The sequence below is a fragment of the Stenotrophomonas sp. YJH_SMC_82 genome (assembly GCF_059368875.1).
Genome location: NZ_JCAFSE010000001.1, coordinates 289,708 through 311,573, shown reverse-complemented (window position 1 = coordinate 311,573; position 21,866 = coordinate 289,708). Strand labels below are relative to the sequence as shown.

At 67.3% G+C, this 21,866-nt stretch carries 17 protein-coding genes and 1 pseudogene; 10 read left to right on the top strand and 8 right to left on the bottom strand.

Features of this window, described 5'->3' with window-relative positions; genetic code table 11:
* Nucleotides 1-14: 14 nt before the first annotated feature.
* On the bottom strand, nucleotides 15-1,514 hold the full coding sequence (locus tag AC5P53_RS01370; RefSeq protein WP_014648688.1) for a peptide MFS transporter: 1,500 nt from the start codon (nucleotides 1,512-1,514) through the stop codon (nucleotides 15-17).
* 181 nt (nucleotides 1,515-1,695) lie between these two features.
* Nucleotides 1,696-2,571, bottom strand: coding sequence for a tryptophan 2,3-dioxygenase (locus AC5P53_RS01365; RefSeq protein ID WP_014648689.1), 876 nt, complete (start codon nucleotides 2,569-2,571; stop codon nucleotides 1,696-1,698).
* Nucleotides 2,572-2,906: 335 nt separating this feature from the next.
* Between AC5P53_RS01365 and pdhA the strand changes: the two genes are divergently transcribed.
* From pdhA to AC5P53_RS01345, 4 genes are read left to right on the top strand one after another with little or no spacing between them, the layout of a single operon-like run.
* Complete coding sequence (gene pdhA / locus AC5P53_RS01360; RefSeq protein WP_241887333.1) at nucleotides 2,907-3,989, top strand: pyruvate dehydrogenase (acetyl-transferring) E1 component subunit alpha; 1,083 nt, start codon at nucleotides 2,907-2,909, stop codon at nucleotides 3,987-3,989.
* Nucleotides 3,982-5,049, top strand: coding sequence for an alpha-ketoacid dehydrogenase subunit beta (locus AC5P53_RS01355; RefSeq protein ID WP_005414714.1), 1,068 nt, complete (start codon nucleotides 3,982-3,984; stop codon nucleotides 5,047-5,049). The genes pdhA and AC5P53_RS01355 overlap by 8 nt, the downstream gene beginning before the upstream one ends.
* Nucleotide 5,050: 1 nt before the next feature.
* A complete protein-coding gene (locus tag AC5P53_RS01350; RefSeq protein ID WP_012512332.1) occupies nucleotides 5,051-5,404 on the top strand; it encodes an SH3 domain-containing protein in 354 nt (117 codons plus the stop codon).
* Entirely contained in the window at nucleotides 5,401-6,789 is a 1,389-nt protein-coding gene (locus tag AC5P53_RS01345) for a dihydrolipoamide acetyltransferase family protein (RefSeq protein WP_046432903.1), read from the top strand. Before AC5P53_RS01350 ends, AC5P53_RS01345 begins: the two co-directional genes overlap by 4 nt.
* A gap of 123 nt (nucleotides 6,790-6,912) precedes the next feature.
* Here the strand turns inward: AC5P53_RS01345 and AC5P53_RS01340 are convergent, their stop codons facing one another.
* The 3 genes from AC5P53_RS01340 to AC5P53_RS01330 form a co-directional block, all read right to left on the bottom strand.
* On the bottom strand, nucleotides 6,913-7,299 hold the full coding sequence (locus AC5P53_RS01340) for a VOC family protein (protein WP_014648692.1): 387 nt from the start codon (nucleotides 7,297-7,299) through the stop codon (nucleotides 6,913-6,915).
* A gap of 304 nt (nucleotides 7,300-7,603) precedes the next feature.
* Nucleotides 7,604-8,311, bottom strand: coding sequence for a helix-turn-helix transcriptional regulator (locus AC5P53_RS01335; RefSeq protein ID WP_014648693.1), 708 nt, complete (start codon nucleotides 8,309-8,311; stop codon nucleotides 7,604-7,606).
* Nucleotides 8,311-8,946 carry a Rossmann-fold NAD(P)-binding domain-containing protein gene (locus AC5P53_RS01330; protein WP_195840040.1) on the bottom strand — a complete coding sequence of 212 codons (636 nt, stop codon included), beginning with the start codon at nucleotides 8,944-8,946 and terminating at the stop codon, nucleotides 8,311-8,313. The genes AC5P53_RS01335 and AC5P53_RS01330 overlap by 1 nt, the downstream gene beginning before the upstream one ends.
* Nucleotides 8,947-9,052: 106 nt before the next feature.
* On the opposite strand from AC5P53_RS01330, the gene AC5P53_RS01325 reads away from it, so the two are divergent.
* Nucleotides 9,053-10,591 (top strand): GGDEF domain-containing protein, encoded by a 1,539-nt coding sequence (locus AC5P53_RS01325; protein ID WP_014648695.1) that lies wholly within the window; start codon nucleotides 9,053-9,055, stop codon nucleotides 10,589-10,591.
* A 319-nt stretch (nucleotides 10,592-10,910) separates the two neighbouring features.
* Here AC5P53_RS01325 and AC5P53_RS01320 read toward each other — a convergent pair whose 3' ends face one another.
* Nucleotides 10,911-11,837, bottom strand: a complete 927-nt coding sequence (locus tag AC5P53_RS01320) for a DUF808 domain-containing protein (RefSeq protein ID WP_014648696.1) — start codon at nucleotides 11,835-11,837, stop codon at nucleotides 10,911-10,913.
* Between the two features lie 205 nt (nucleotides 11,838-12,042).
* On the opposite strand from AC5P53_RS01320, the pseudogene AC5P53_RS01315 reads away from it, so the two are divergent.
* Both AC5P53_RS01315 and AC5P53_RS01310 read left to right on the top strand, forming a co-directional pair.
* Nucleotides 12,043-13,692 (top strand): annotated as a pseudogene (locus AC5P53_RS01315) (ABC1 kinase family protein); the annotation flags it as partial.
* A 244-nt stretch (nucleotides 13,693-13,936) separates the two neighbouring features.
* Nucleotides 13,937-16,042 (top strand): phosphoglycerol transferase I, encoded by a 2,106-nt coding sequence (locus AC5P53_RS01310; RefSeq protein WP_241887331.1) that lies wholly within the window; start codon nucleotides 13,937-13,939, stop codon nucleotides 16,040-16,042.
* 505 nt (nucleotides 16,043-16,547) lie between these two features.
* On the opposite strand, the gene AC5P53_RS01305 is transcribed toward AC5P53_RS01310, so the two are convergent.
* Both AC5P53_RS01305 and AC5P53_RS01300 read right to left on the bottom strand, forming a co-directional pair.
* On the bottom strand, nucleotides 16,548-18,968 hold the full coding sequence (locus AC5P53_RS01305) for a DUF3772 domain-containing protein (protein ID WP_241887329.1): 2,421 nt from the start codon (nucleotides 18,966-18,968) through the stop codon (nucleotides 16,548-16,550).
* 95 nt (nucleotides 18,969-19,063) lie between these two features.
* Nucleotides 19,064-19,312, bottom strand: coding sequence for a hypothetical protein (locus AC5P53_RS01300; protein WP_014648700.1), 249 nt, complete (start codon nucleotides 19,310-19,312; stop codon nucleotides 19,064-19,066).
* Between the two features lie 182 nt (nucleotides 19,313-19,494).
* Here AC5P53_RS01300 and AC5P53_RS01295 point away from each other — a divergent pair, with 182 nt between their 5' ends.
* From AC5P53_RS01295 to AC5P53_RS01285, 3 genes are all read left to right on the top strand, one after another.
* On the top strand, nucleotides 19,495-19,989 hold the full coding sequence (locus AC5P53_RS01295; protein WP_032958822.1) for a lipocalin family protein: 495 nt from the start codon (nucleotides 19,495-19,497) through the stop codon (nucleotides 19,987-19,989).
* A gap of 13 nt (nucleotides 19,990-20,002) precedes the next feature.
* Nucleotides 20,003-21,208: an FAD-dependent oxidoreductase gene (locus AC5P53_RS01290; protein ID WP_241887327.1), complete on the top strand. Its 1,206-nt coding sequence runs from the start codon at nucleotides 20,003-20,005 to the stop codon at nucleotides 21,206-21,208.
* 128 nt (nucleotides 21,209-21,336) lie between these two features.
* Nucleotides 21,337-21,816, top strand: coding sequence for a hypothetical protein (locus tag AC5P53_RS01285; protein WP_014038776.1), 480 nt, complete (start codon nucleotides 21,337-21,339; stop codon nucleotides 21,814-21,816).
* Nucleotides 21,817-21,866: the final 50 nt, after the last annotated feature.

The following is a 21,866-nucleotide window of genomic DNA, read 5'->3' as shown; positions in this document are numbered from 1 at the left end:
CTACCCTCTCATCATTACTTGACGCCGTGCATCAGCTTGTTGATCAGCGGGGCGATCAGGAACAGCACCACGCCGGAGCCGATCAGGGCCCAGAACCCGAAGGTATACCCCTTCAGGGCCGACTCGACCGTCATGCCGCCTTCACCACTGACCACGCCGGCGAAGATGCCCGACAGGTTGTTGCCGATGCCGGTGGACAGGAACCAGCCGCCCATGCCGAAGCCGACCAGGCGCACCGGGGCCAGCTTGGTCACCATCGACAGGCCGATCGGCGACAGGCACAGCTCACCCACCGACTGGATGACGTAGACCATGAACAGGGTCCAGAACGGGATCTTGCCGTCCACGACCATCTGCGACAGGGCGAACATCAGCAGCGCGAAGGCGGCGCCGTTGAACAGCAGGCCCAGGCCGAACTTGCGCGGGATGGACGGATTGGCGCGGCCCATGGCCACCCAGATCCAGGCAATGACCGGGGCCAGGGTGATGATCGCCACCGAGTTGACCGACTGGAACCACGCGGTCGGGAAGGTCCAGTCACCGAACTGGCGGTTGACGATGTTCTCGGCCAGGAAGGTGAACGAGCTGCCGGCCTGTTCGAAGAACATCCAGAACATCACGTTGAAGGCGAAGATGATCAGCATGGCGATCACGCGGTCGCGCTGCACCTTGCCTTCGCGGACGCCCTCGACCAGCAGCAGGATGGCCAGCGCGGTGAACATCGCACCCAGGATCCAGGCCAGCGCGGTGGCGCCGGTAGCCAGCAGGAAGTACGCCACCGGGATGGCGACCACGGCACCGGCCAGCACCATGATGATGCGGCCGAAGCCTTCAGCGCCGGCCGGCGGTGCACCGATGCCCTTCAGGCCGGCGCGACCGATGTAGAACCACACCAGCGAGATCAGCATGCCCACGCCCGAGGCGATGAACACGACCTTGTAGGACGGCATCGCGTCGGTACCGAACACCTTGCGGGCCAGGTACTCGGTCAGCACCGGGGCGATCATCGCGCCGATGTTGATGCCCATGTAGAAGATGGTGAAGCCGGAGTCGCGGCGCTCGTCCTTCAGGCCGTACAGCTTGCCGACCATGGTCGAGATGTTGGGCTTGAACAGGCCGTTGCCTACGATGATCGTGGCCAGGCCAAGCTTGAAGATGTGCTCCTGCGGCAGCGAGATCATGAACAGGCCGGCGGCCATGATGATCGCGCCGGTCAGGATCGAGCGCTGGTAGCCCAGTACCCGGTCGGCCACGTAGCCACCGAAGATCGCCGCGGCGTATACCAGGGCCAGGTAGGCGCCATAGATGCGGCTGGCGTCGCCTTCACCGGCAGCGCTGCCGTTGTAGAACTGGGCGACGATGTACAGCACCAACGCCCAGCGGATGCCGTAGAACGCAAAGCGCTCCCAGAACTCGGTCATGAACAGCATCCACAACGGGCGCGGGTGGCCCAGCGTGGTCTTGAAGTCCGGCAGCGCCGGCTCTGGGGTGTTCGCAGTGGCGTTTACGCTCATGCGGATTTCCTGGTTCGGTGGATGACGAGCACGTCCGCTGTGCAGTTGGAGCAACGCGCGAGGATCACCGACTTCTGCCGTTCACGTCAAATACACGCCGTTTGAGGCAGGTGCCAGCCTGCTCGCTGAACTTGCATCTGAAACGATCCAGCCAATGGCCGGGGTCCAAGCTGAATGGGGGTCAGCCCAGTTCTGCCGGGGGTGCCGCCTGCAGGCTGGTGCGCACCTGGAACAGTTCGGGGAAGAAGGTCAGCTCCAGCGCCTTGGCCAGGAAGCCCACGCCGGACGAGCCGCCGGTGCCGCGCTTGAAGCCGATCACGCGCATCACCGTGCGCATGTGTCGGAATCGCCACAGCTGGAAGGCGGTCTCCAGGTCCACCAGGTCCTCGCACAGCGCGTACTCGCGCCAGTAGCGGTCGGTGTCCTGGTAGATGCGCTCGAAGACCGGCTGCAGCGCGTCGTCGGCCACATGCGGCTGGGTCCAGTCGTGGGATTCGTACACCGCCGGCACGGCATGGCCGAAGCGGGCCAGGTACTTCAGGAATTCCTCGTACAGGCTCGGCGCCTCCAGCACGATGCGCAGCTGCGCCTGCCCGGCCGGGTCGTGCTCGAACACCTGCAGCATCTGCGCGTTCTTGTTGCCCAGCAGGAACTCGATGTAGCGGTACTGCAGCGACTGGAAGCCCGAAGACGGGCCCAGCACGTCGCGGAAACCCATGTATTCGGACGGGGTCAGCGTTTCCAGCACCGACCACTGCTCGGTCAGCTGGCGCAGCACCTGCTTGCTGCGCGCCAGCACCTTGCGGCACTGCCAGACTTCATCGCGCTGCAGGAAGCCGATCGCCGCACGCAGTTCGTGGCCGAGCAGCTTCAGCCACAGCTCCGAGGTCTGGTGCTGGATGATGAAGAGCATCTCATCGTGGTGCGGCGGGTTGGACAGCGGCTGCTGCGCGCTGAGCAGCTGGTCCAGCCGCAGGTAGCCGCCGTAGGTCAGGCGTCCCTGCAGGTCGGTGTGGATGCCGGCTTCGAGATCGCGTTGGTTGTTGTCGACGGACATGGGCGGGACCAGATCGGGGGCGGCAAGGGTAGCGCGTTGCCGCCGCGCTGGCAGCCGCCGGGTCCATACCGGGGCGTGCGGTGCCCCGTGGAGCATTGGCCGATGCGGGGCCTGCGCGTGGAACCGATCGGGTCGTTGCGCCAGCAGTCAGCCAGAGGCGTATTCTGATGCTTTGCAGCAACGACTGAATACGTTGTTGTTATTGGCCCCCCACCCGCCGGCAGGGGTAAAACAGGGCGTTGCCGTGTTGCGGCGCAGGAAGGCTATTCCGTACGCGTTCCTTAACATGGCGATTCATATCATTTGTAACTTCTCTGTCGAAGGTGCAGTACGCAATGACGGTTGCCGCTGAATTCAAGATCGAATACCTGCAGTACCTGGATACGGACGGCAAACTCGTCCGCGATGACCTGCCCGCGTCGCTGCGCGATCCCAAGGTCCTGGTACCGCTGTTCAAGCAGATGCTGTTCGTACGTACGTTCGACAGCAAATCCATCGCACTGCAGCGCACCGGCAAGCTGGGCACCTATGCCGCCTGCCTGGGCCACGAAGCCGCGCACGTGGGTATCGGCGCGGCGATGCAGAAGGACGACGTGTTCGCGCCTTCGTACCGCGAGTATGGCGCGATGTTCATGCGTGGCGTGCGCCCGCACGACGTGCTGATGTACTGGGGCGGCGACGAACGCGGCAACGATTACGGCGGCAACGCGGCCAAGGACTTCCCGTTCTGCGTGCCGATCTCCACCCAGTGCCTGCATGCCGCAGGCGCCGCGCTGAAGTTCAAGCTCAACAAGGAACCGCAGATCGCCGTGGCGGTGTGCGGCGACGGCGGCAGCTCCAAGACCGACTTCTACGCGGCACTGAATTCGGCCGGCGCCTACAAGCTCCCGCTGATCCTGTGCATCGTCAACAACGGCTGGGCCATCTCGGTCCCGCGTTCGGCCCAGACCGGTGCCGAAACGCTGGCGCAGAAGGGCCTGGCTGGCGGCCTGCACTGCCTGCAGGTGGACGGCAACGACCTGATCGCCGTGCTGGCTGCCATGGAGCAGGCGCGCGAACGTGCGCTGGCCGGCGACGGTGGCACCGTGCTGGAACTGATGACTTACCGCCTGTCCGACCACACCACCGCCGATGACGCGCGCCGCTACCGCGACGACGCCGAAGTGAAGGATGCCTGGCAGCGCGAGCCGATGCTGCGCCTGCGCAAGTACCTGATCAACGCCGGTGCGTGGAGCGAGGATGAGGAAAGCGCCTGGGTCGCCGAGTGCGGCAAGCGCGTGGACGAGGAAGTGAACCTGTACCTCAACACGCCGGTGCAGCCGGTCGAGGCGATGTTCGACTTCCTGTATGCCGATCCGCCGCCGGACCTGCTGGCCCAGCGTGCCCAGGCGATCGCCCTGGAGAAGCGCCATGGATGAGATCAAGAACGGCGCGCCCGGCGCGCACACCAACGCCGCCGACAGCGCTGCGGTCGCGCGCGGAGAAGAGAGCATGACCACCACCCCGATCACCCTCATCGAAGCCATCACCCAGGCGCTGGCCTGGGAGCTGGAACACGACCCGTCGGTGCTGGTGCTGGGCGAGGACGTGGGCGTCAACGGCGGCGTGTTCCGCGCCACCGCCGGGCTGCAGCAGCGCTTCGGCTCGGACCGCATCCTCGATACCCCGCTGGACGAAACCACCATCGCCGGCCTGACCATCGGCCTGGCCGCACAGGGCATGAAGCCGGTGGCCGAAGCCCAGTTCGACGGCTTCATGTACCCGATGGTCGACCATATCGTCTGCCACGCCGCACGCCTGCGTTACCGCACGCGTGGCCGCCTGCACTGCCCGATGGTGCTGCGCGTGCCGTGGGGCGGTGGCATCCGCGCGCCGGAACACCACAGCGAAGCCAACGAGGCGATCTTCACCAACGTGCCGGGCCTGCGCGTGGTGCTGCCGTCGTCGCCGCAGCGTGCCTATGGCCTGCTGCTGGCCGCGATCCGCGAGCCGGATCCGGTGATCTACATGGAGCCCAAGCGCATCTACCGCCAGTACAAGGAAGTGGTCGTCAACGACGGCGAAGCCTTGCCGCTGGACGTCTGCTTCGTGCTGCGCGACGGCACCGACGTGACCCTGGTGACCTGGGGCGCGCAGGTGAAGGAAGCGCTGGAAGCGGCGGACAAGCTGGCCGGCGAAGGCATCAGTGCCGAAGTCATCGACGTGGCCACGCTGCGTCCGCTGGACTTCGCCACCATCGCCGAATCGGTGGCCAAGACCGGCCGCTGCGTGATCGTGCAGGAGGCCCCGAAGACCGCGGGCTTCGGCGCCGAGATCGCCGCGCGCCTGGCCGAGGAATCGATCTACGACCTGCTGGCACCGGTCGAGCGCGTCACTGGCTACGACACCCACATTCCGCTGTTCCGCCTGGAAATGAAGTACCTGCCGAGCGTTGAGCGGATCGTGGCTGCGGCCAAGCGCGCGGTGGCGGCCGGCTGACATGCGGGCCCGCCTTCTGGGGGCTTACCGCAGCCAGTATCCCAACCCGCTCCGGTTCCGCACCGGCCAGATCGTCGAAGTAGGTGTCCGTGACGAGGAATGGCCGGCGTTTGCCTGGGTACGCACCAACGATGGGCGCGCTGGATGGGCGCCCATCGCCTGGTTGCAGCTGCTGGACGAGGGTCGCGCCGAAGCGCTGTGCGACTACGACGCCCGCGAGCTGGATGTGGAAAGCGGCGAGATGGTGAAGCTTCATCACGAACACGGCGGGTGGTGGTGGTCCGAGCGCGCCAATGGCGCGACGGGCTGGCTGCCGGCCCGCGAACTGGAACTGCTGGAAGAGAACTGCAAATGAGCCAGACCAAGAACTTCAACCTGCCCGACCTGGGCGAAGGCCTGCCGGACGCGACCATCGTCGAGTGGTTCGTCAAGGAAGGCGATGTGATCAAGCTGGACGAGCCGCTGGTGTCGATGGAGACCGCCAAGGCCGTGGTGGAAGTGCCCTCGCCGTTCTCCGGCAAGGTGCTGAAGCTGTCCGGCGGCGCCGGCGACATCATCCCGACCGGCTCGGTGCTGGCCAGCTTCGAACTGGACCCGAACCTGCCGCAGAGAGCCGATGGCCAGGACACCGGCCACAGCCATGGCCACGCTGCACCGGCGGCCGCACCGACCCCGCCGCCGCTGCCGGCTGCGGCCGCTCCGGTTGCCGCCGAGGAGGCCAAGCCCGCCGCGGCCGAGCGCGATGACGCCGGTACCGTGGTCGGCGCGATGCAGAGCTCCAATGCCGTGCATGCCGAACAGGCGCTGGCCGTCGGTGGCGTCAAGGCCGTGCCGGCCGTGCGTGCGATGGCCCGCAAGCTGGGCGTGGACCTGAGCCGCGTGGCCGCTACCGGCACCGATGGCGCGGTCACCATGGCCGACGTCAAGCAGGCTGCCGCCAACGGCAGCGCCAAGCTCGGCGCTGCTCCGGCACCAGTTGCCGCTGCTGCCTATGCCGCGCCGGCCCCGGCGCAGGTGTCTGCCCCCGTGCAGAGCGAAGCCCGCACGCCGCTGTCCGCCGCCGGCAAGCCGATGCGTACCCAGCCGCCGGGCGTGGTCGCCAAGGGCCAGCCGGAACCGCTGAAGGGCGTGCGCCGCAACATGGCCCGCGTGATGGCCGATGCGCACAGCAAGGTCGTGCCGACCACGCTGAACGACGACGCCGACATCCACGCCTGGCTGCCGGGCAACGACGTCACCGCCCGCCTGGTGCGTTCGATCGTGGTCGCCGCGCAGAAGGTGCCGGCGATGAACGCCTGGTTCGACGGCGAAGCACTGACCCGCACCCTGCACGCGCAGGTGGACATCGGCATCGCCGTGGACACCGACGACGGCCTGTTCGTGCCGGCCCTGCGCAATGCCGACATGCTCGATGCACGCGGCATCCGCGAAGGCGTCAATCGCCTGCGCGAGCAGGTGGAATCGCGTTCGATCGCCGCCTCGGAACTGAGTGGCTACACCATCTCGCTGTCCAACTTCGGCATGTTTGCCGGCCGCTACGCGACCCCGGTCGTGGTGCCGCCGTGCGTGGCCATCGTCGGTGCCGGCCGTGCCCGCCACCAGATGACCCCGGTGATGGGCGGCGTGGAAGCGCACAAGGTGATCCCGCTGTCGGTCACCTTCGACCACCGCGCAGCCACGGGTGGTGAAGCTGCCCGCTTCCTGCGCGCGATGATGGACGACCTGGCACTGGCCAGCTGATCGGCCACCTGACCGGTGGGTGCCAACCGTTGGTTGGCACATGACTTGGAGAGAACGCCGGGCATTGCCCGGCGTTTTTTTTCCGGCATCCACGCATGGCGTGGATCTACACAATGCGGGCGATCAATCGCGCGCGACCATGCCTTCGGCGCGGCTGTACACACGCAGCCGGTGGCCATCAGGGTCGGCACCGACGAAGGTGTGGCCGAACTCCAGCGTCACCGGCGACTGCAGGATCTGCACGCCGAGCCCACGCCACGCATCGTGCATCTGCTGCACGGCCTCGGGGTTTGCGACCACCATCGCCAGTTCGGCGGCGCCTGCCTGCGCAGACACCGGCGGTTGCACGTCATCGCGTTGCCACAGGCCGAGTGCGGCGCCATCGCCGAGCAGGAACAGGGCGAAGCCAGGCGACTGCTCGACCGGCGGTTTGCCGAGGATGCCGCTGTAGAAGGTGGCGCTGGTGGCGACGTCGCGCACGTACTGCAGCAGGGTGCTGGGCGTGAACATGGGGAAGCTCCGTTGTTGGGAGCGATCATGGTGGTACGGCCCTGCTGACAGATTCTGTCAGTAGCGGCGAGCGTGCTCTACTGCCGTCGCTCCTGCCCTGGTAGAGGCCGAGCTTGCTCGACTGCCGTTGCCACTGCCCTGGTAGAGGTCGAGCTTGCTCGACTGCTGTTCGCGAAGATCAAAGGCGGTCGAGCAAGCTCGACCCCTACCAGGAGCAAAGATCGAAGAGCAAAGAGCAAAAGCCGCCAACCCATCGCACCAGCAGCAGAAAGCGAAGCGCAATGACAGTCGAGCAGGCCCGACGCTACGAACGGTCCAGCCAGTCCGGCGCGATGCCCTGCGCCTTCTGCCAGCGCCGCAGCAGCGTGGCGCGTGGTACGAGGTAGTGCTCCTCCAGCACGCGCACCTGGCGGATGCGATCCAGGCGGAAATGGCGAAAATCCTCGCGGCGCTCACACCACGCCGCCAGCATCGGCACCTCATCGAAGTAGCCCAGCGCGAACGGCCAGACGATGCGCTCGCTGCGCTGGCCGTGCGCGTCCTCGTAGCCGAACTTCAGGCGCTGCTGTGAACCGACAGCCTCTCGCACGGCCTGCAGACGAGCAGGGGGAACCTTGGCCGCCGCACGCGAAGGGCCCACCCGCAGGCCACTGTCACGCAGGGCCTCGCGCCGCGCTGCGGGCAACACATGGGCGATGCGCGCCAGGGCATCGCGTGCGGCTTCGGCCAACGCGGGTTCGGTACGGGCCGCAACCCAGCGCAGGCCCAGCACCAGTGCGTCGATCTCGGCCGGTGGCAGGGTCATCGGCGGCAGGGTATCGCTCGGCGTCAGCTGGTAGCCGACGCCGGCCTCGCCGCGCAGGTCGGCGCCCTGCTCGCGCAGGGTTTCGATATCGCGGTACAGCGTGCGCAGGCTGACTCCCAGCGCGTCGGCCAGCACCTGGCCGGCCACCGGCCGCCGATGGCGGCGCAGCAGCTGTTGGAGCTGGGTCAGGCGCAGCGCACGCGACATCAGCCGGCCAGTGCGCTCGATGCCACCACGTGCTCACCCGGTTGCGGGGCCAGCGCGGCCTCGACCAGCGCCTTGGCGATCTCGCTGGCCGGGTTGATCCGCCACGCCCGCGGCAGTACCGGCCCCAGCACGCCCAGCACCTTCAGCGCGAGACGCTCACCGCGCCGCACCTCGTTGCGCTCGCCGCCGATCAACCCTGGGCGGACCAGGGTCAACGAGGTGAAGCCCAGCGCGCGCAGATCGCGCTCCAATTCACCCTTCACCCGGCTGTAGAAGATCGACGACCGCGGATCGGCACCGGCTGCGGAATTCAGCACATAGGTCTGCGCACCCTGCGCCTGCGCCAGACGGGCGAACGCCAGCGGGTAATCATGGTCGATGCGATGGAAGGCCTCGCGGCTGCCAGCCTGGGCAATGGTGCTGCCGAGCGCGCAGATGACCGCGTCCACGCCCGCCCACCCGGCGGCGGCGGGCAGCGCATCGAAGGCCAGTACCGGGTTCTCCAGCTTCCCGTGGGCTGCGCCCAACGGGCGACGGGTCGGGGCGATCACGGCGCTGCAGCGCGGGTCGTCCAGCAGCCGGGGCAGGGTCAGCCCACCGACCAGGCCGGTCGCCCCCAGCAACATCACGCGCATCACCACCTCCACTGCGGCATCCTGTCGCCCATCCTAGCCGTTCAAGCCGTCGGCGGCCGCGCCGATATGCTGGAACCAGTCCCTGCCAGCCCCCAGGATTCGCTCCATGACGGACCAGCCCGACCACCGCCCTGCCCCCGGTACCGCCCTTGGGCCGCCGGCACGCGTGCGCGCGGTGGTGGACGATGGGCTGGGCGACCGCGTGGTGCTGCAGGGCGGCGGTGGCGTGGCGCTGCAGCAGCTGTTCGCAGGCGCCGACGCGCCGGAACCGCTGCTGGCCGCGTTCGCCAACGGCATGGCCACCCTGCCCGGCGAGCTGGGCGACATGGGCGACCGCCTGCAGTCGGCGCAGGCCAGCGCCGATTGGCCGCGCTACGGGCGCGCGATGCGGCAGTTGATCGACAAGTACATCCGCACCATCGAACAGCATTCGCCGGATGGGCAACCCGAAAGCCTGCGCCTGTCCGAGCAGCTGCGGCTGCTGCTGGGCGGCGCGGTGGTGGCGCTGCTGCAGCACGACCCGGACCTGCGCGAACAGGCGCAGGCACTGGCCATGCACCTGCGCCAGTGGCAGCCAGGCACGGCGCTGGAACCGATCGAGCAGGGCGTGCGCGAACTTGGCCACCAGGTCGGCGTGCGTGCCGAGAGCTGGCAGGAGCAGCAGGCGCTGCTGCTGGAGCTGTTCGCGCTGCTGCTGGAGAACGTGAGCGAGCTGCTGGATGACCGCAGCTGGCTGCAGGGCCAGATCGCCGCGGTACGCCAGCTGCTGGACGGGCCGTTGGAAGCTGAGGCGGTCGAGCGCACCCGCGCCGAACTGCGCGAAGTGATCTACAAGCAGGGCCTGCTGCGCCAGGGCATCGACGATTCGAAGGCGGCGATGCGCGGGCTGATGGGCGAGTTCATCGAGCGCATGGATGGCATGGCCACCAGCACCGGCGAGTACCACGATCGCATCGGCAGCTACGCACTGCAGCTGCGCGAGGCGCGCAGCATCGCCGACCTCAACCAGCTGCTGCAGGACGTGATGCGCGACACCGGCAAGGTGCAGCAGCAGGCCGCGCAGGCGCGCGATCACCTGGCCAACGCACGGCAGGAAGTGGAGCGTGCCGAGCAGCGCATCGCCGAGCTGGAGCAGGAACTGCGCGCGGCCGGTGACCTGGCACGCATCGATCCACTGACCCAGGCGCTGAACCGCCGCGGCCTGGACGAACTGCTGCAACGCGAGCTGGCCCGTGCCGCACGCAACAACTCGCCGCTGGGCGTGGCGGTGATCGATCTGGATGATTTCCACCAGACCAACGATGCACATGGTCATGCCGGTGGCGATGCACTGCTGCAGCACCTGGTGGCCGTCTGCAAGCTGCTGCTGCGCGCCACCGATGGCATCGCGCGGCTGGGCGGCGACGAGTTCGTACTGGTGCTGCCGGAAACCCAGGGCGCCGACAGCATGGCCACGGTGCAGCGCCTTCAGCGTTCACTGGCGCATCGCGTGCTGACCGTGCAGGACCGGCGCGTACCGGTGCATTTCAGTGCCGGGCTGGCGCAATGGCAACCCGGCGACGACACCGAAACCCTGCTGCGGCGCGCGGACGACGCGCTGTATGCCGCCAAGCGGCAGGGCAAGAACCGCGTGCAGGCAGGCTGACCGTCCGGCCCGCAGCAAACTACGTTGGTAGGTGCCAACCTTGGTTGGCACACGCAGAAACAAAGCGCCGACCAAGGTCGGCCTCTACCCGGCGACCCGCCGGCGATGATCCCGACCACCCTGAACCGCTTTGGTAGGTGCCAACCTTGGTTGGCACACGCAGGAAACAAAGCGCCGACCAAGGTCGGCCTCTACCGGGGAACCCGCCGGCGACGATGCCGACCACCTTGAACCGCTTTGGTAGGTGCCAACCTTGGTTGGCACGCGTGGGAAACAAAGCGCCGACCAAGGTCGGCCTCTACCGGGAACCTGCCGGCGACTACTTGCCGCGCAGCTTCTGGAACCCGGTCACCGCCGCCAGCACGATGGCGCCGGCGATGATGCCCACCACCATGTTGCCCGCCGCGCTGACCAGCCAGCCCCACTGGCCCTCGCCGCCCAGCGCCTGTACTGCGTGGTGCAGCGCCGGCACGTTGTGCACCAGGATGCCGCCGCCGACCAGGAACATGGCAATGGTGCCGGCCACCGACAGGAACTTCATCAGCCACGGTGCCGACGCGACCAGGCCGCGACCGAAGGCGGCAACAGCCCCACCCTTGCGCGACAGGTACAGGCCCACGTCATCCAGCTTGACGATGCCCGCCACCAGCCCATAGACGAAGACCGTCATCGCCAGTGCAACCACGGCCAGCGTGACCAGCTGGTTGGTGAACGATGCGGTGGCGACCACGCCCAGGGTCAGTACGATGATCTCGGCCGAAAGGATGAAGTCGGTGCGGATCGCACCCTTCACCTTGTCCTTCTCCCACGCGACCATGTCCACCTGCGCGTCGGCCAGCGCCTTGCGGCGTTCGGTCTGGCGCTCGGCATCGTCGTCGGCCGAATGCAGGAAGCGGTGCGCCAGCTTCTCCACGCCCTCGAAGCACAGGAAGGCACCACCGATCATCATCAGCGGCACGATCAGGGGCACGTTCCAGCCGCGGCTGTGCAGCCAGGCTTCCAGCGCACTGATCGCCAGGGCCGCCGGCACCAGGATCACCTTGTTGACCAGCGAGCCCTTGGCCACCGCCCACACCACCGGCAGTTCGCGGTTGGCGTTGACCCCGGTGACCTGCTGCGCGTTCAGCGCCAGATCGTCACCGAGCACGCCGGCGGTCTTCTTCGCGGCGACCTTGGTCAGCACCGAGACATCGTCGAGCAGGGTGGCGATATCGTCGAGCAGGGCGAACAGGCTGGCACCGGCCATGGGGCGTCCAAGAAAGGGAATAGGCGGATTCTGACCGATCCGGTGTGGACTGCGGAAGACACCGGGTTCACCGCATGCCCACCGCCCCCCGGCGACACTGCGGAATCCGGACATTGCCGGCCCGCAGCCGGCGCTACCTGTCTTCGTCGCATGGGAGTCCCGCTTGAGCAATCCTTCCGCCGCCAATGGCAATCCCCCGCTGGTCAAAGGCATGAGCCGGCGCAGCCAGATCCTGCGCCTGCTGATGCGCTACCGCCATTCGGGCGTGTTCTCGGGCATGAACCTGGATGCGGCAAGCAACCAGGCCGACGTGCCCGCCGACGGCAATCCGGAACAGTTCGTCAGCGACCTGGAAGCGTTGGGGCCGACCTTCGTCAAGCTGGGCCAGATGCTGTCCACGCGGCCGGACATGGTGCCGGTGGAGTTCGCCACGGCGCTGGAGCGCATGCAGGAGAAGGTGGCGCCGATCCCGGTCGAGCGCATCCACGCGATCATCGAGCAGGAACTGGGCGTAGGGGTGAACAAGCTGTTTGCCTCGTTCGATCCCGAGCCGTTGGGCTGTGCTTCGATCGCGCAGGTACATCGCGCGGTGCTGCACGATGGCCGCCAGGTGGCGGTGAAAGTGCAGAAGCCCGAAGTGGCCGCACAGCTGCGCTCGGACCTGGAGGCACTGCGCAGCTTCGCGCTGGCCGCCGACCACCTGACCCAGGTCGGACGCCGCGTGCGCCTGCGCGACTGGCTCAACGAGTTCGCCAAGACCCTGATGCAGGAGCTGGACTACCACGCCGAGGCCGAGAACCTGGCGCGCTTCGGACGGCACCTGCGGCCGTTCCGCCGGCTGTGGGTGCCGCAGCCGATCTGGGACTACAGCAGCCAGCGCGTGCTGACGATGGAGCTTGCCACCGGCGTGCGCGTGGATGCGATCTCCGGCGTACGCCGCACCGAGCAGGACATGGACCCGTTGGCGGCGGCGCTGATCCGCGGCTACCTGGACCAGATCTTCGTGCATGGCGAGATCCATGCAGACCCGCACCCGGGCAACCTGCGGGTGATGCCCGACGGCCGGCTGGCGATCTTCGACCTGGGCATGGTCGCGCACATGCCGCCGCGCCTGCGCGAGCGTCTGCTGAAGATCCTGTTCGCGGCGGTCGACGGCCGTGGCGAGGAAGTGGCCGATGACCTGATCAGTATCAGCACGCGGCTGGAGGCCTTCGATGAAGAGCGCTACCTGCGCGAAACCGGTCAGCTGATCGCGCGCTATGCGGCCAGTGGCAGCTTCTCCGAAGGCCGCGTGGTGCTGGACATGGTGCGCATCGCCACCGCCTGCGGCCTGCGCACGCCGCCGGAACTGAGCCTGCTCGGCAAGGCCCTGCTCAACCTGGAAACCGTGTGCCGGCTGCTGGCGCCAGAGCTGGACACGCGCCGCATCGTCGAGCGCCAGCTGCAGCACGTGATGCGTGCGCGCCTGAAGAAATCGCTGTCTGCAGCCAACATCGCCAGCGAGGCGATGGAGCTGCAGCAGCTGCTGCGTGATGGGCCGCGCAAGCTGTCGGACATCATGGCGCTGCTGGCCGAGAACCGCCTGCAGATGAAGGTCACCGGCCTGGAAGAATCGCGGCTGATGGAGAACCTGCAGAAGATCGCCAACCGCGTGGCGGCCGGCATCATCAGCGCCGCATTGATCATGGCCGCCGCGATGATGATGAGGATCGACACCGGCTGGCACCTGTTCGGTTACCCGCTCATCGCCCTGATCCTGTTGTTCATCGGCGTGGTGCTCGGCCTGGGCATCGTAACCAGTGCATTGCTGTTCGACCGTCGTGCGCGGGCACGCGAAGAACGCGGGCATCGCTAGCGCATCGACGAAAACGCCCGTATTCATGCAGTTTTTAATGCAATCCAGCTGCCCCTTTCACGCTCGTTTTACCTTCTGAGCGCGATTACGCGCGCGTCATTTCAACAAACATTTCAGTCAGGTTCGTGCATGCACTATCGGGTCATCGGCCTGTCACATGCATGTGCTTGCGGCAGCGCCGGTCGGATGGACACGCGTCGGTACGACGTCCATCACCACCACCCCGTCACTGCCGAAGCTGCCTATGCTCTGGATACTGCTGCTGTCGTTGTTGCTGTTGTGCTGGTTGTTCCTCGCGTCCGACAAGTGGGTGTGGTGGAAGGCCGGCGCGTTCTCGCTGCTGCTGCTGATGCTCAGCGCGTGGTGGCTGATCGACAAGCTGTCCGGTGATGGGCTCAATGCCGCCACCCTGTACCACCTCGGCGCCGACATGGAAGGTGCCGGTGTCTCCGACTTCAAGGGCTACATCGCCGGCTTCATCGTGTTGGCGCTGGTCTCGCTGCTGCCACTGTTCGCCACACGGGTGAAGCGCTGGCGCCGGCCCGGCCACGGTGGCGCGTTGTTCGCCGGTTTCGCGGCCGTGTGGGTGGCCACGATCATGATCAGCCCGCTGGCCCGCGACGGCCAGCGCCTGTACCAGCAGCTGCGCCCGGTCGACTTCGCCCGCATCGCCCCTGAGTACCAGGTGCCGACGCAGCCGCTGCAGCGCCCGCGCAACATCGTCTGGATCTACGGCGAAAGCCTGGAACGCACCTATCTGGACGAGGCCGTGTTTCCCGGCCTGATGCCCAACCTCAACCGCCTGGCGTCCGAGTCGCTGGACGTGCGTGGGCTGGCCTCGGCCGAAGGCAGCGGCTGGACCATCGCCGGCCTGGTGTCGTCGATGTGCGGCGTGCCGCTGACCACCTCGCAGGGCGATGAAAACAGCATGGGCCGCATGGGCAGCTTCCTGCCCAAGGCGGTCTGCCTGGGCGACTACCTGAAGCAGCAGGGCTACACCAACCACTATCTTGGGGGTGCCAACGGCCAGTTCGCCGGCAAGGGCCAGTTCCTGGCCAGCCACGGCTTTGATGAAGTGCATGACCTCGCTTGGTTCAAGCAGCAGAAGAAGATCGGCCGCATCCACTACTCGGCCTGGGGCGTGCACGACGACGTGCTGCTGGATACCGCCTACCAGCGCTTCGAACAGCTCTCGCGCGCCGGTTCACCGTTCATGCTGACCACGTTGACCATGGACACCCACCACCCGGCGGGCCACCTGCCGGTATCGTGCAAGGGCGAGCGCTACCAGAGCCAGTACGGCAACATCAACATGCTCAACGCGCTCAAGTGCAGCGACCGGCTGATCTCGCAGCTGGTGCAGCGCATCCAGGCCAGCCCGTACGGCAAGGACACGCTGATCGTGATCGCCTCCGACCACCTGGCGATGCCCAACGATCTGACCCACATCCTGACCCGGCAGAAGCGCGAGAACCTGCTGCTGTTCCTGGGCGATGGCATTGCCCCGCAGCAGCTCAGCGCCGACGCCGGCACCACCCTGGATTCGGGTGCCACCCTGCTCAGCCTGCTGGACCCGAACCTGAAGACGATGGGCTTTGGCCGCTCGTTGATCGACAGCCAACGCGCACCCAGCGCCAGCGTGGCGGCCCGGCGCGATGGTGGCCGCGACTACCCGCAGTACCTGGCCTTCGCCCGCTCACTGTGGCTGGGCGAACCGACCCGCGAACTGAAGATCGATGGCGATGACCAGGTAGTAGTCGGCCTGCAGCACGTGCAGCCGCCGGTGCTGCTGGAGTACGACAAGGACTGGGGGCTGAAGTCGGTCTACCTGGAGAACACCTCGCGCCAGTTCGATGACGCGGATCCGGACAACACGCTGGCCTATGTTGATCGCTGCACCGCATTCGAGGACGGCTCGGCCGACGGCGACTGGTGTGCGCTGCTCGTCAACCGCGACAACGGCATCAAGCTGTACCGCGACAATGACCTGCGCGGCGGCATCGCGGTCGATGCACCGCTGGACGCATTCCAGGGCCCGCGCCCGAGCGTGCGCCAGGCGCACATGATCACCCAGAAGGGCCGCCGCACCCGTGCCGGCCAGTACATGCTGCAGCTGGTGGCGAGCACGCGCCCGGATCGCGGTTTCTGGATCGAGGCGGTGTCCTCGCAGCGCAAGGTGGTGCTGGCCCAGCAGTGGGTGCAGCCCGATGCCGACGGCAAGATCAACGTGTCGTTCGGGCTGGACCACGAAGTGGATGATCTGGAGATCCGCGCGTGGTTGAACCATGCCGAGAAGCTGGCGGTGGATACGTTCGCACTGGTGCCCTCGCGCGGCCGACCACGGGGATAGGGTTCTTTGCAGGGCTGCGCCCTGCACCCGTGGTAGTGCCGGCCGCTGGCCGGCAACCTCAGAAGCAACGGCAACAGCGTGCAATCCGTGGTTTGGCGGGGCGGTGTCGACCTTGGTCGACACACTCTGTCAGATATCGAAAATCAAGATGGGGTCAGATCCGTTTTCCTCCGGAAAACGGATCTGACCCCAAGAGCATTTCCGACAGATCGCGGGAAACTGTCGAAGCCGGGGTGGGTCCGGTCGCAGGAGTGTCCGCGGCATGGATGCCGCGGCCAAGCCCCCATGGGTGAGGGCGCTTTGCTTGCGAAGCACTGCTTCGCAAGCGCCCGAACGCACAGCCGCCAGGGGCTGGGCCGGCCTGGGGGTTTACGGCGTCTACCGCAACCGGACCCACCCCGCCATCCCGCAGGAAATCAGCTGTTGCTGTTGCTGTTGCTGTTGAAGTTGCCGGCCAGCGGCCGGCACTACCGCGGGTGCAGGGCGCAGCCCTGCAAAACAACCCCTACTCCTGCGGGTCGCGGATGATGTGGATGTCGGTCGGGGTCGACAGCGGAATGTTCCGCTCGGCCAGGATCTGCAGCAGGCTGAAGTACAGATCGCTGCGGGTTGCATACACCTGCCGCGGGCTGGCCACGTACGCGAAACTGTTGATGGTGATCTGGCCACCGGCAATGCTGTCGATGTAGACCGTCGGCGCCGGCTGCTTCAGCACGTTGGTGTGCGCGGTGTATGCGTCCAGCAGCGCCTGCCGCAGGTTGCCGACATCGGTGCTGGGCGGCACCGCGAACTGGATCTGGATGCGGCCCTGGTTGTTGCCCATCGTCATGTTGCGCACGGTCTTGGTGACCAGCTCGGAGTTGGGCACGATCAGCGTCGACTTGTCGCCCACCTGGATCTCGGTCGATCGCAGGCTGATGCGGCGGATGTCGCCCTCCTGGTCACCCAGCTTCACCCAGTCGCCGATCTTCACCGGGCGCTCGGCCAGCAGGATCAGGCCGGAGACGAAATTCTGGGTGATCACCTGCAGGCCGAAGCCAATACCCACCGACAGTGCGCTGACCAGCAGGGCCAGCTTGCTCAGCTGCAGCCCCATCGCCGACAGCGCCCAGATCACCGCGATGATGATGCCCACGTAACGGGCAACGGTGCTCACCGAATTGCGCGCGCCCAGGTCCAGCTCGGTCTTGGGCAGGTAGGTGTCGGTCAGCCAGCGCTGCACCAGCTGGGTGATCGCCAGGCCGGCCAGCAGCGCCAGTACCGCCAACACGATCCCCGCCGGTGCCAGCTTGGTGCCACCGATATCGAATCCGGTCGTGAACAGTGAAGTGAAGCGCTCCACCACCGCGCCGATGTTGCCGAACGGTGCCACCAGCGCAAGCAGCGTGATCAACACAACCACGGTACGCAGCGCCGCCGACAGCAGCACGCCCGCCTGTTCCAGCCGCGATACGCTCAGGCCGGTGCTGAGCAGGATGGTCTGGCCGACCTTGCTGTCGGCGTTGAGCATCCACGTGCTCAGGTCATCGACGAACTTGAACAGCAACGTCGCGGCCAACACCACGATGCTGCCGCCGATCAATTGCTGGTTCACGAACTTGGCGAAATTCAGGTAGCCCAGCAATGTGGCAATGATGGCGGCCACCACCGCGATGTTGCCCGCTACCCGGGCCAGTACCAGCCAGCTGCTGCGGCGCACCGGCGTGGCTGCACCCACGCCATCGGCCTGCGCTTCCAGCTTGGCCTCGGCCTCGGCGGTCTGCCGGCGATGCAGGCGCGCCAGGGTCACCAGCATGGCCATGATCAGGCCGAGGTAAGTCAGCGCAATCAGTCCGTCCAGCGCCACCGTGGTGACGTCGCTGGTGCGCGTGGCCTGGTCCAGGGCCACCAGCACCGTGCTCAGCCAGGCCAGCGCCGCCGCGCCCCAGGCGTACTTGCGCAGCTTCAGCGCGGCGGTGTCGTCCAGGTTCAACAGCCGCCACGACGGGCGCTTGGGCACCAGCAGGCAGGCGCTGAGTGCGGCGATGAAGGCCGCGCGGAACGTTGCGGTCTCCAGGCCGTCGGCCACCACCTGCAGGCGCGGCGCGATCGCATCGATGGCATCCAGCGCCGCCATCAGCACCACCACGGCGTAACCGGGCAGCAGCGTGCCCACCAGCAGCAGCCACATGGCCAGGCCGGACCGGCGCAGTCGACCATCAGGCGCACGTTCGGACGCAGCAAAACGGCGCCCCAGCCTGCGCAGCCACAGCCGCAGTGGGAACATCATCACCAGCGCGGCCAGCAGGCCCAGCAACGGCGTGCCCCAGCCATGGGCGCGGATACCGGCGACCAGCGCATCGCGGCCCTGCCCGGCCAATGGCGCAACCCGCGCGATATCGATCGGCAGACGCTCGGCCACCTTGCTCCACAGCGCGGGCGACAACGGCGAGGCCACCTTCTGGCCCAGTTCTTCCGTGCGTTGCGCGGTTCGCTGCTGCTCGATGTCCGCCGCCAGCTGCTGCGCACGCACGGCACTGGCCTTGGCCTGCACCACCGAAGCGGCCAGGCCGTCACGCTGCTTGGTGAGGGTGCGCCGTTGCGCCGCCAGCTCCGGCGGCTCAGCGGCCCCTTCTGCCGGCGTTCCCAGCTGCGCCAGCTGTTCGTTGAGTCGGTCCAGCTGCGGCTGCAGCGCCTTTTCCAGCGCCTCGGCATCGCGCCGTACCTGCGAGGCATTCTCGGACAGCATCGCCAGCGTCTCGGTGGCTTCTGCATCGCCACGCTTGCGCTCCACATCCTTCAGGCTGGAATCGATATCCGCCAGCTGCTGCTTCGGCGTGGGGTCCTCATCCTGCGCCAGCACCGGCGCGGACAGCAGGAAGGCGGTGCACAGCAGCAGGACCCACCAGGGCCCCCGTGCACGGATCGATCGCAGGAAAGAAGACACGCAGCCACACCGGTTCGCGCGGACCACCGCGCCTGCGCGCGACTATACGGCAGAGCCGGTCAAGGCCGGATGGGCGGCCCCGCCAGCGTCGCGCATCAGTACTTCAGGCGAAGCTCTTCCACCGTCGGCTGCTGCAGCGCATACCAGTCCTGGAACTCTTCCTCGGTGATCTCATCGGGCGCGTACACCGCCACCGGGTGCCAGTCGTGGTCGGTCGGCAGCGGCTGGCGCGGGCCGGCGCGCAGGCTGTAACTCACACCTTCGTAGTCGACCAGTTCGTCGACCTGCGGCCACTGTTCGCGCGCGAACGCAGATTCACTCTTCAACAGGATCACCTGGTACATCGGCACCTCCACCTCGGTTGGATCAGGAAAACACGGCGCTGGCGGCAGGATACCCCCAGGCCGGTGACAACGGGCGCTCCGCCGGGGCGACGGAACGTTCTGGACACGGCCATCGCCCCGGCTTCACCCGCCCATGGCAAGGCCATCGGCATCGTGGAGGCCCACCCCTGCCACGACCGCCGATGACCGAGCACCCGCCGCTGAAAACCGTCGCCGACCTCAAGCTGCCGCGCTACCTGGGCACCTGGTACGAGATCGCACGCCTGCCGATGCGCCACGAGCCGGAAGGCTGCACCGACGTATCGGCGCACTACACCCTGCTCGACAACGGCAACGTCGGCGTCACCAACCGCTGCCGCATGGACGGCGAGATCGAAGAGGCCACCGGCGAGGCCTGCGCTGTCGACAACGACAGCGCGCGGCTGGAGGTCAGCTTCCTGCCCAAGGGCCTGCGCTGGCTGCCGTTCGCCAAGGGCGACTACTGGGTGATCCAGATCGCCCCGGACTACAGCGTGTCGCTGGTCGGCAGCCCGGATCGCAAGTACCTGTGGCTGCTGGCGCGCGAGCCGCGCCTGGACGCGACCGTGCAGGACCATTATCTGGCGGCGGCCCGCCTGCAGGGCTTCGATCTGTCCGAACTGATCCAGACGCCACATACCGGCAAACCCACAGCCTGAGCCCCACGCACGCATGGACCTGAAAAGCGGTTACCCGTGGTGGGCCGTACGCAACGGACTGATCCAGGCGTTCCCCCCGCTGGAGAAGGATCTGCGCTGCGATGTGCTGGTAGTCGGTGGCGGCATCACCGGCGCGCTGATTGCCGACGAGCTGTCCCACCATGGCCATGACGTGGCCGTGATCGAGCAGCGTGACATCGGCTGGGGCAGCACGGCGGCCAGCACCGCGCTGCTGCAGTACGAGATCGATACCCATCTGCTCGAACTGGCCGAACGCTACGGGCAAGACGCCGCAGCACGGGCGTACCGGGCCTGCGCGGAGGCAATCCCGGCACTGGGCGAAGTGGCACGCGGGTTGAAGGACGTGGATTTCCAGCGCATGGACAGCCTGTACCTGGCCAGCCGCCATCGCGACGTGCCGCGCCTGATGGCCGAAGGTGAGGCGCGGCGCAGCATCGGCCTGGATGCCCGCTGGCTGGACCGCGAAGCGCTTCGCGAGCGTTTCGACGTGGATGCCGGCGGCGCCCTGCTGACCCGCCAGGCGGCGCGGGTCGATCCCTACTGTCTCACCTACGGCCTGCTCAAACGAGTGCGCCGCCGCGGCGGCCATGTGCACGACCGCACCGTGCTGCACACGCTCAAGCCTGGCGCGCAGCGCGTCACCGCGATGACCGAGGCCGGCGCCTCGGTCCGTGCCCGCCACGTGGTCCTGGCCATGGGCTATGCCAACCAGACGTGGCTGGAACAGCGGGTTGCGCGCAACCGCAGCAGCTATGCCTTCATCACCGATCCCATCGAAGCGGACGTGCTCGGCAGGCTGCGCAACACGATGGTGTGGGAAAGCGCCCGCCCGTACCTGTACCTGCGCGCCACCGGCGACCGCCGCCTGCTGGTGGGTGGGCTGGACGACGCCATCGATATCCCCGCCCGGCGCGACCGGCGCGTTGATGGCAAGGCCGGCAAGCTGATGAAGCAGCTGCGGCACTGGTTCCCGCGACTGGATCCGATACCCGCCTTTTCCTGGGCCGGCACCTTCGCCGAAACCGCCGACGGCCTGCCCTTCTTCGGCCCGCACGCGCAGTGGGGGCCGCGGGTCCATTTCGCCATGGCCTACGGCGGCAACGGCATCACTTATTCGATGATCGGCGCCCAGCTGCTGCGGGCCCGGATCGAGCGGCGCAAGCATGCGCTGGAAAGGCTGTTCGGGTTCGGGCGGTAGTGACCTGCAGCCGGCCGCGGCCGGCTCTACCCCAATCCGGCGCCGACAGGCATCATTCAAGCAACCCCTGCTAGCGTCGGCCTGTACCGCCGCGTGTTGCGTGGCCACCTGTCCGCTGGAGCGCCGTCATGATCCGCCCCCTGACCCTGCTGCTGTGCCTGGCCCTGCCGGGAACCGTGCTGGCCCAGTCCGCCGCTGGCGCCACTGCGCCGCAGGCTGCCGGCCTGGACTTGACGCTGCCGCAGGCGCCGATGCGCTACCTCAACGACCCGGCCCTGCAGCAGGACCCGCCCGGCACCTATTACGGTGACAAGAGCGGCCCGCGCGTGCACGACGATGCGAAGATCGCCGACGTGACCGACGACAAGGTCAAGGTGTCCGGCAGCTTCACCACCGGCATCGGCTATTCGAAGAACGGCGGCAACAGCCACTACAACGCGGCCACGCTGAACCTGAGCAAGAACTACACCACCGATGAAGGCAAGACCCACGGGGTCAACCTCAACATCCACGTGAGTGAGGGCAAGGGCCCGGGCTTCTTCGGCCCGTATGGCGGCTACTACGGCCGCGGGCCGGGCTGGGATTACCCGCCGCCGTACGGCTGGTAAGCCAGCCCCTGTAGAGCCGAGCCCATGCTCGGCTACGGTTGGCCGCAAAG

Coding starts and splice junctions, on each gene's coding strand:
- AC5P53_RS01370 (WP_014648688.1), bottom strand. CDS start 1,514: ATGAGCGTAAACGCCACTGCGAACACCCCAGAGCCGGCGCTGCCGGAC.
- AC5P53_RS01365 (WP_014648689.1), bottom strand. CDS start 2,571: ATGTCCGTCGACAACAACCAACGCGATCTCGAAGCCGGCATCCACACC.
- pdhA (WP_241887333.1), top strand. CDS start 2,907: ATGACGGTTGCCGCTGAATTCAAGATCGAATACCTGCAGTACCTGGAT.
- AC5P53_RS01355 (WP_005414714.1), top strand. CDS start 3,982: ATGGATGAGATCAAGAACGGCGCGCCCGGCGCGCACACCAACGCCGCC.
- AC5P53_RS01350 (WP_012512332.1), top strand. CDS start 5,051: ATGCGGGCCCGCCTTCTGGGGGCTTACCGCAGCCAGTATCCCAACCCG.
- AC5P53_RS01345 (WP_046432903.1), top strand. CDS start 5,401: ATGAGCCAGACCAAGAACTTCAACCTGCCCGACCTGGGCGAAGGCCTG.
- AC5P53_RS01340 (WP_014648692.1), bottom strand. CDS start 7,299: ATGTTCACGCCCAGCACCCTGCTGCAGTACGTGCGCGACGTCGCCACC.
- AC5P53_RS01335 (WP_014648693.1), bottom strand. CDS start 8,311: ATGTCGCGTGCGCTGCGCCTGACCCAGCTCCAACAGCTGCTGCGCCGC.
- AC5P53_RS01330 (WP_195840040.1), bottom strand. CDS start 8,946: ATGCGCGTGATGTTGCTGGGGGCGACCGGCCTGGTCGGTGGGCTGACC.
- AC5P53_RS01325 (WP_014648695.1), top strand. CDS start 9,053: ATGACGGACCAGCCCGACCACCGCCCTGCCCCCGGTACCGCCCTTGGG.
- AC5P53_RS01320 (WP_014648696.1), bottom strand. CDS start 11,837: ATGGCCGGTGCCAGCCTGTTCGCCCTGCTCGACGATATCGCCACCCTG.
- AC5P53_RS01310 (WP_241887331.1), top strand. CDS start 13,937: ATGCTCTGGATACTGCTGCTGTCGTTGTTGCTGTTGTGCTGGTTGTTC.
- AC5P53_RS01300 (WP_014648700.1), bottom strand. CDS start 19,312: ATGTACCAGGTGATCCTGTTGAAGAGTGAATCTGCGTTCGCGCGCGAA.
- AC5P53_RS01295 (WP_032958822.1), top strand. CDS start 19,495: ATGACCGAGCACCCGCCGCTGAAAACCGTCGCCGACCTCAAGCTGCCG.
- AC5P53_RS01290 (WP_241887327.1), top strand. CDS start 20,003: ATGGACCTGAAAAGCGGTTACCCGTGGTGGGCCGTACGCAACGGACTG.
- AC5P53_RS01285 (WP_014038776.1), top strand. CDS start 21,337: ATGATCCGCCCCCTGACCCTGCTGCTGTGCCTGGCCCTGCCGGGAACC.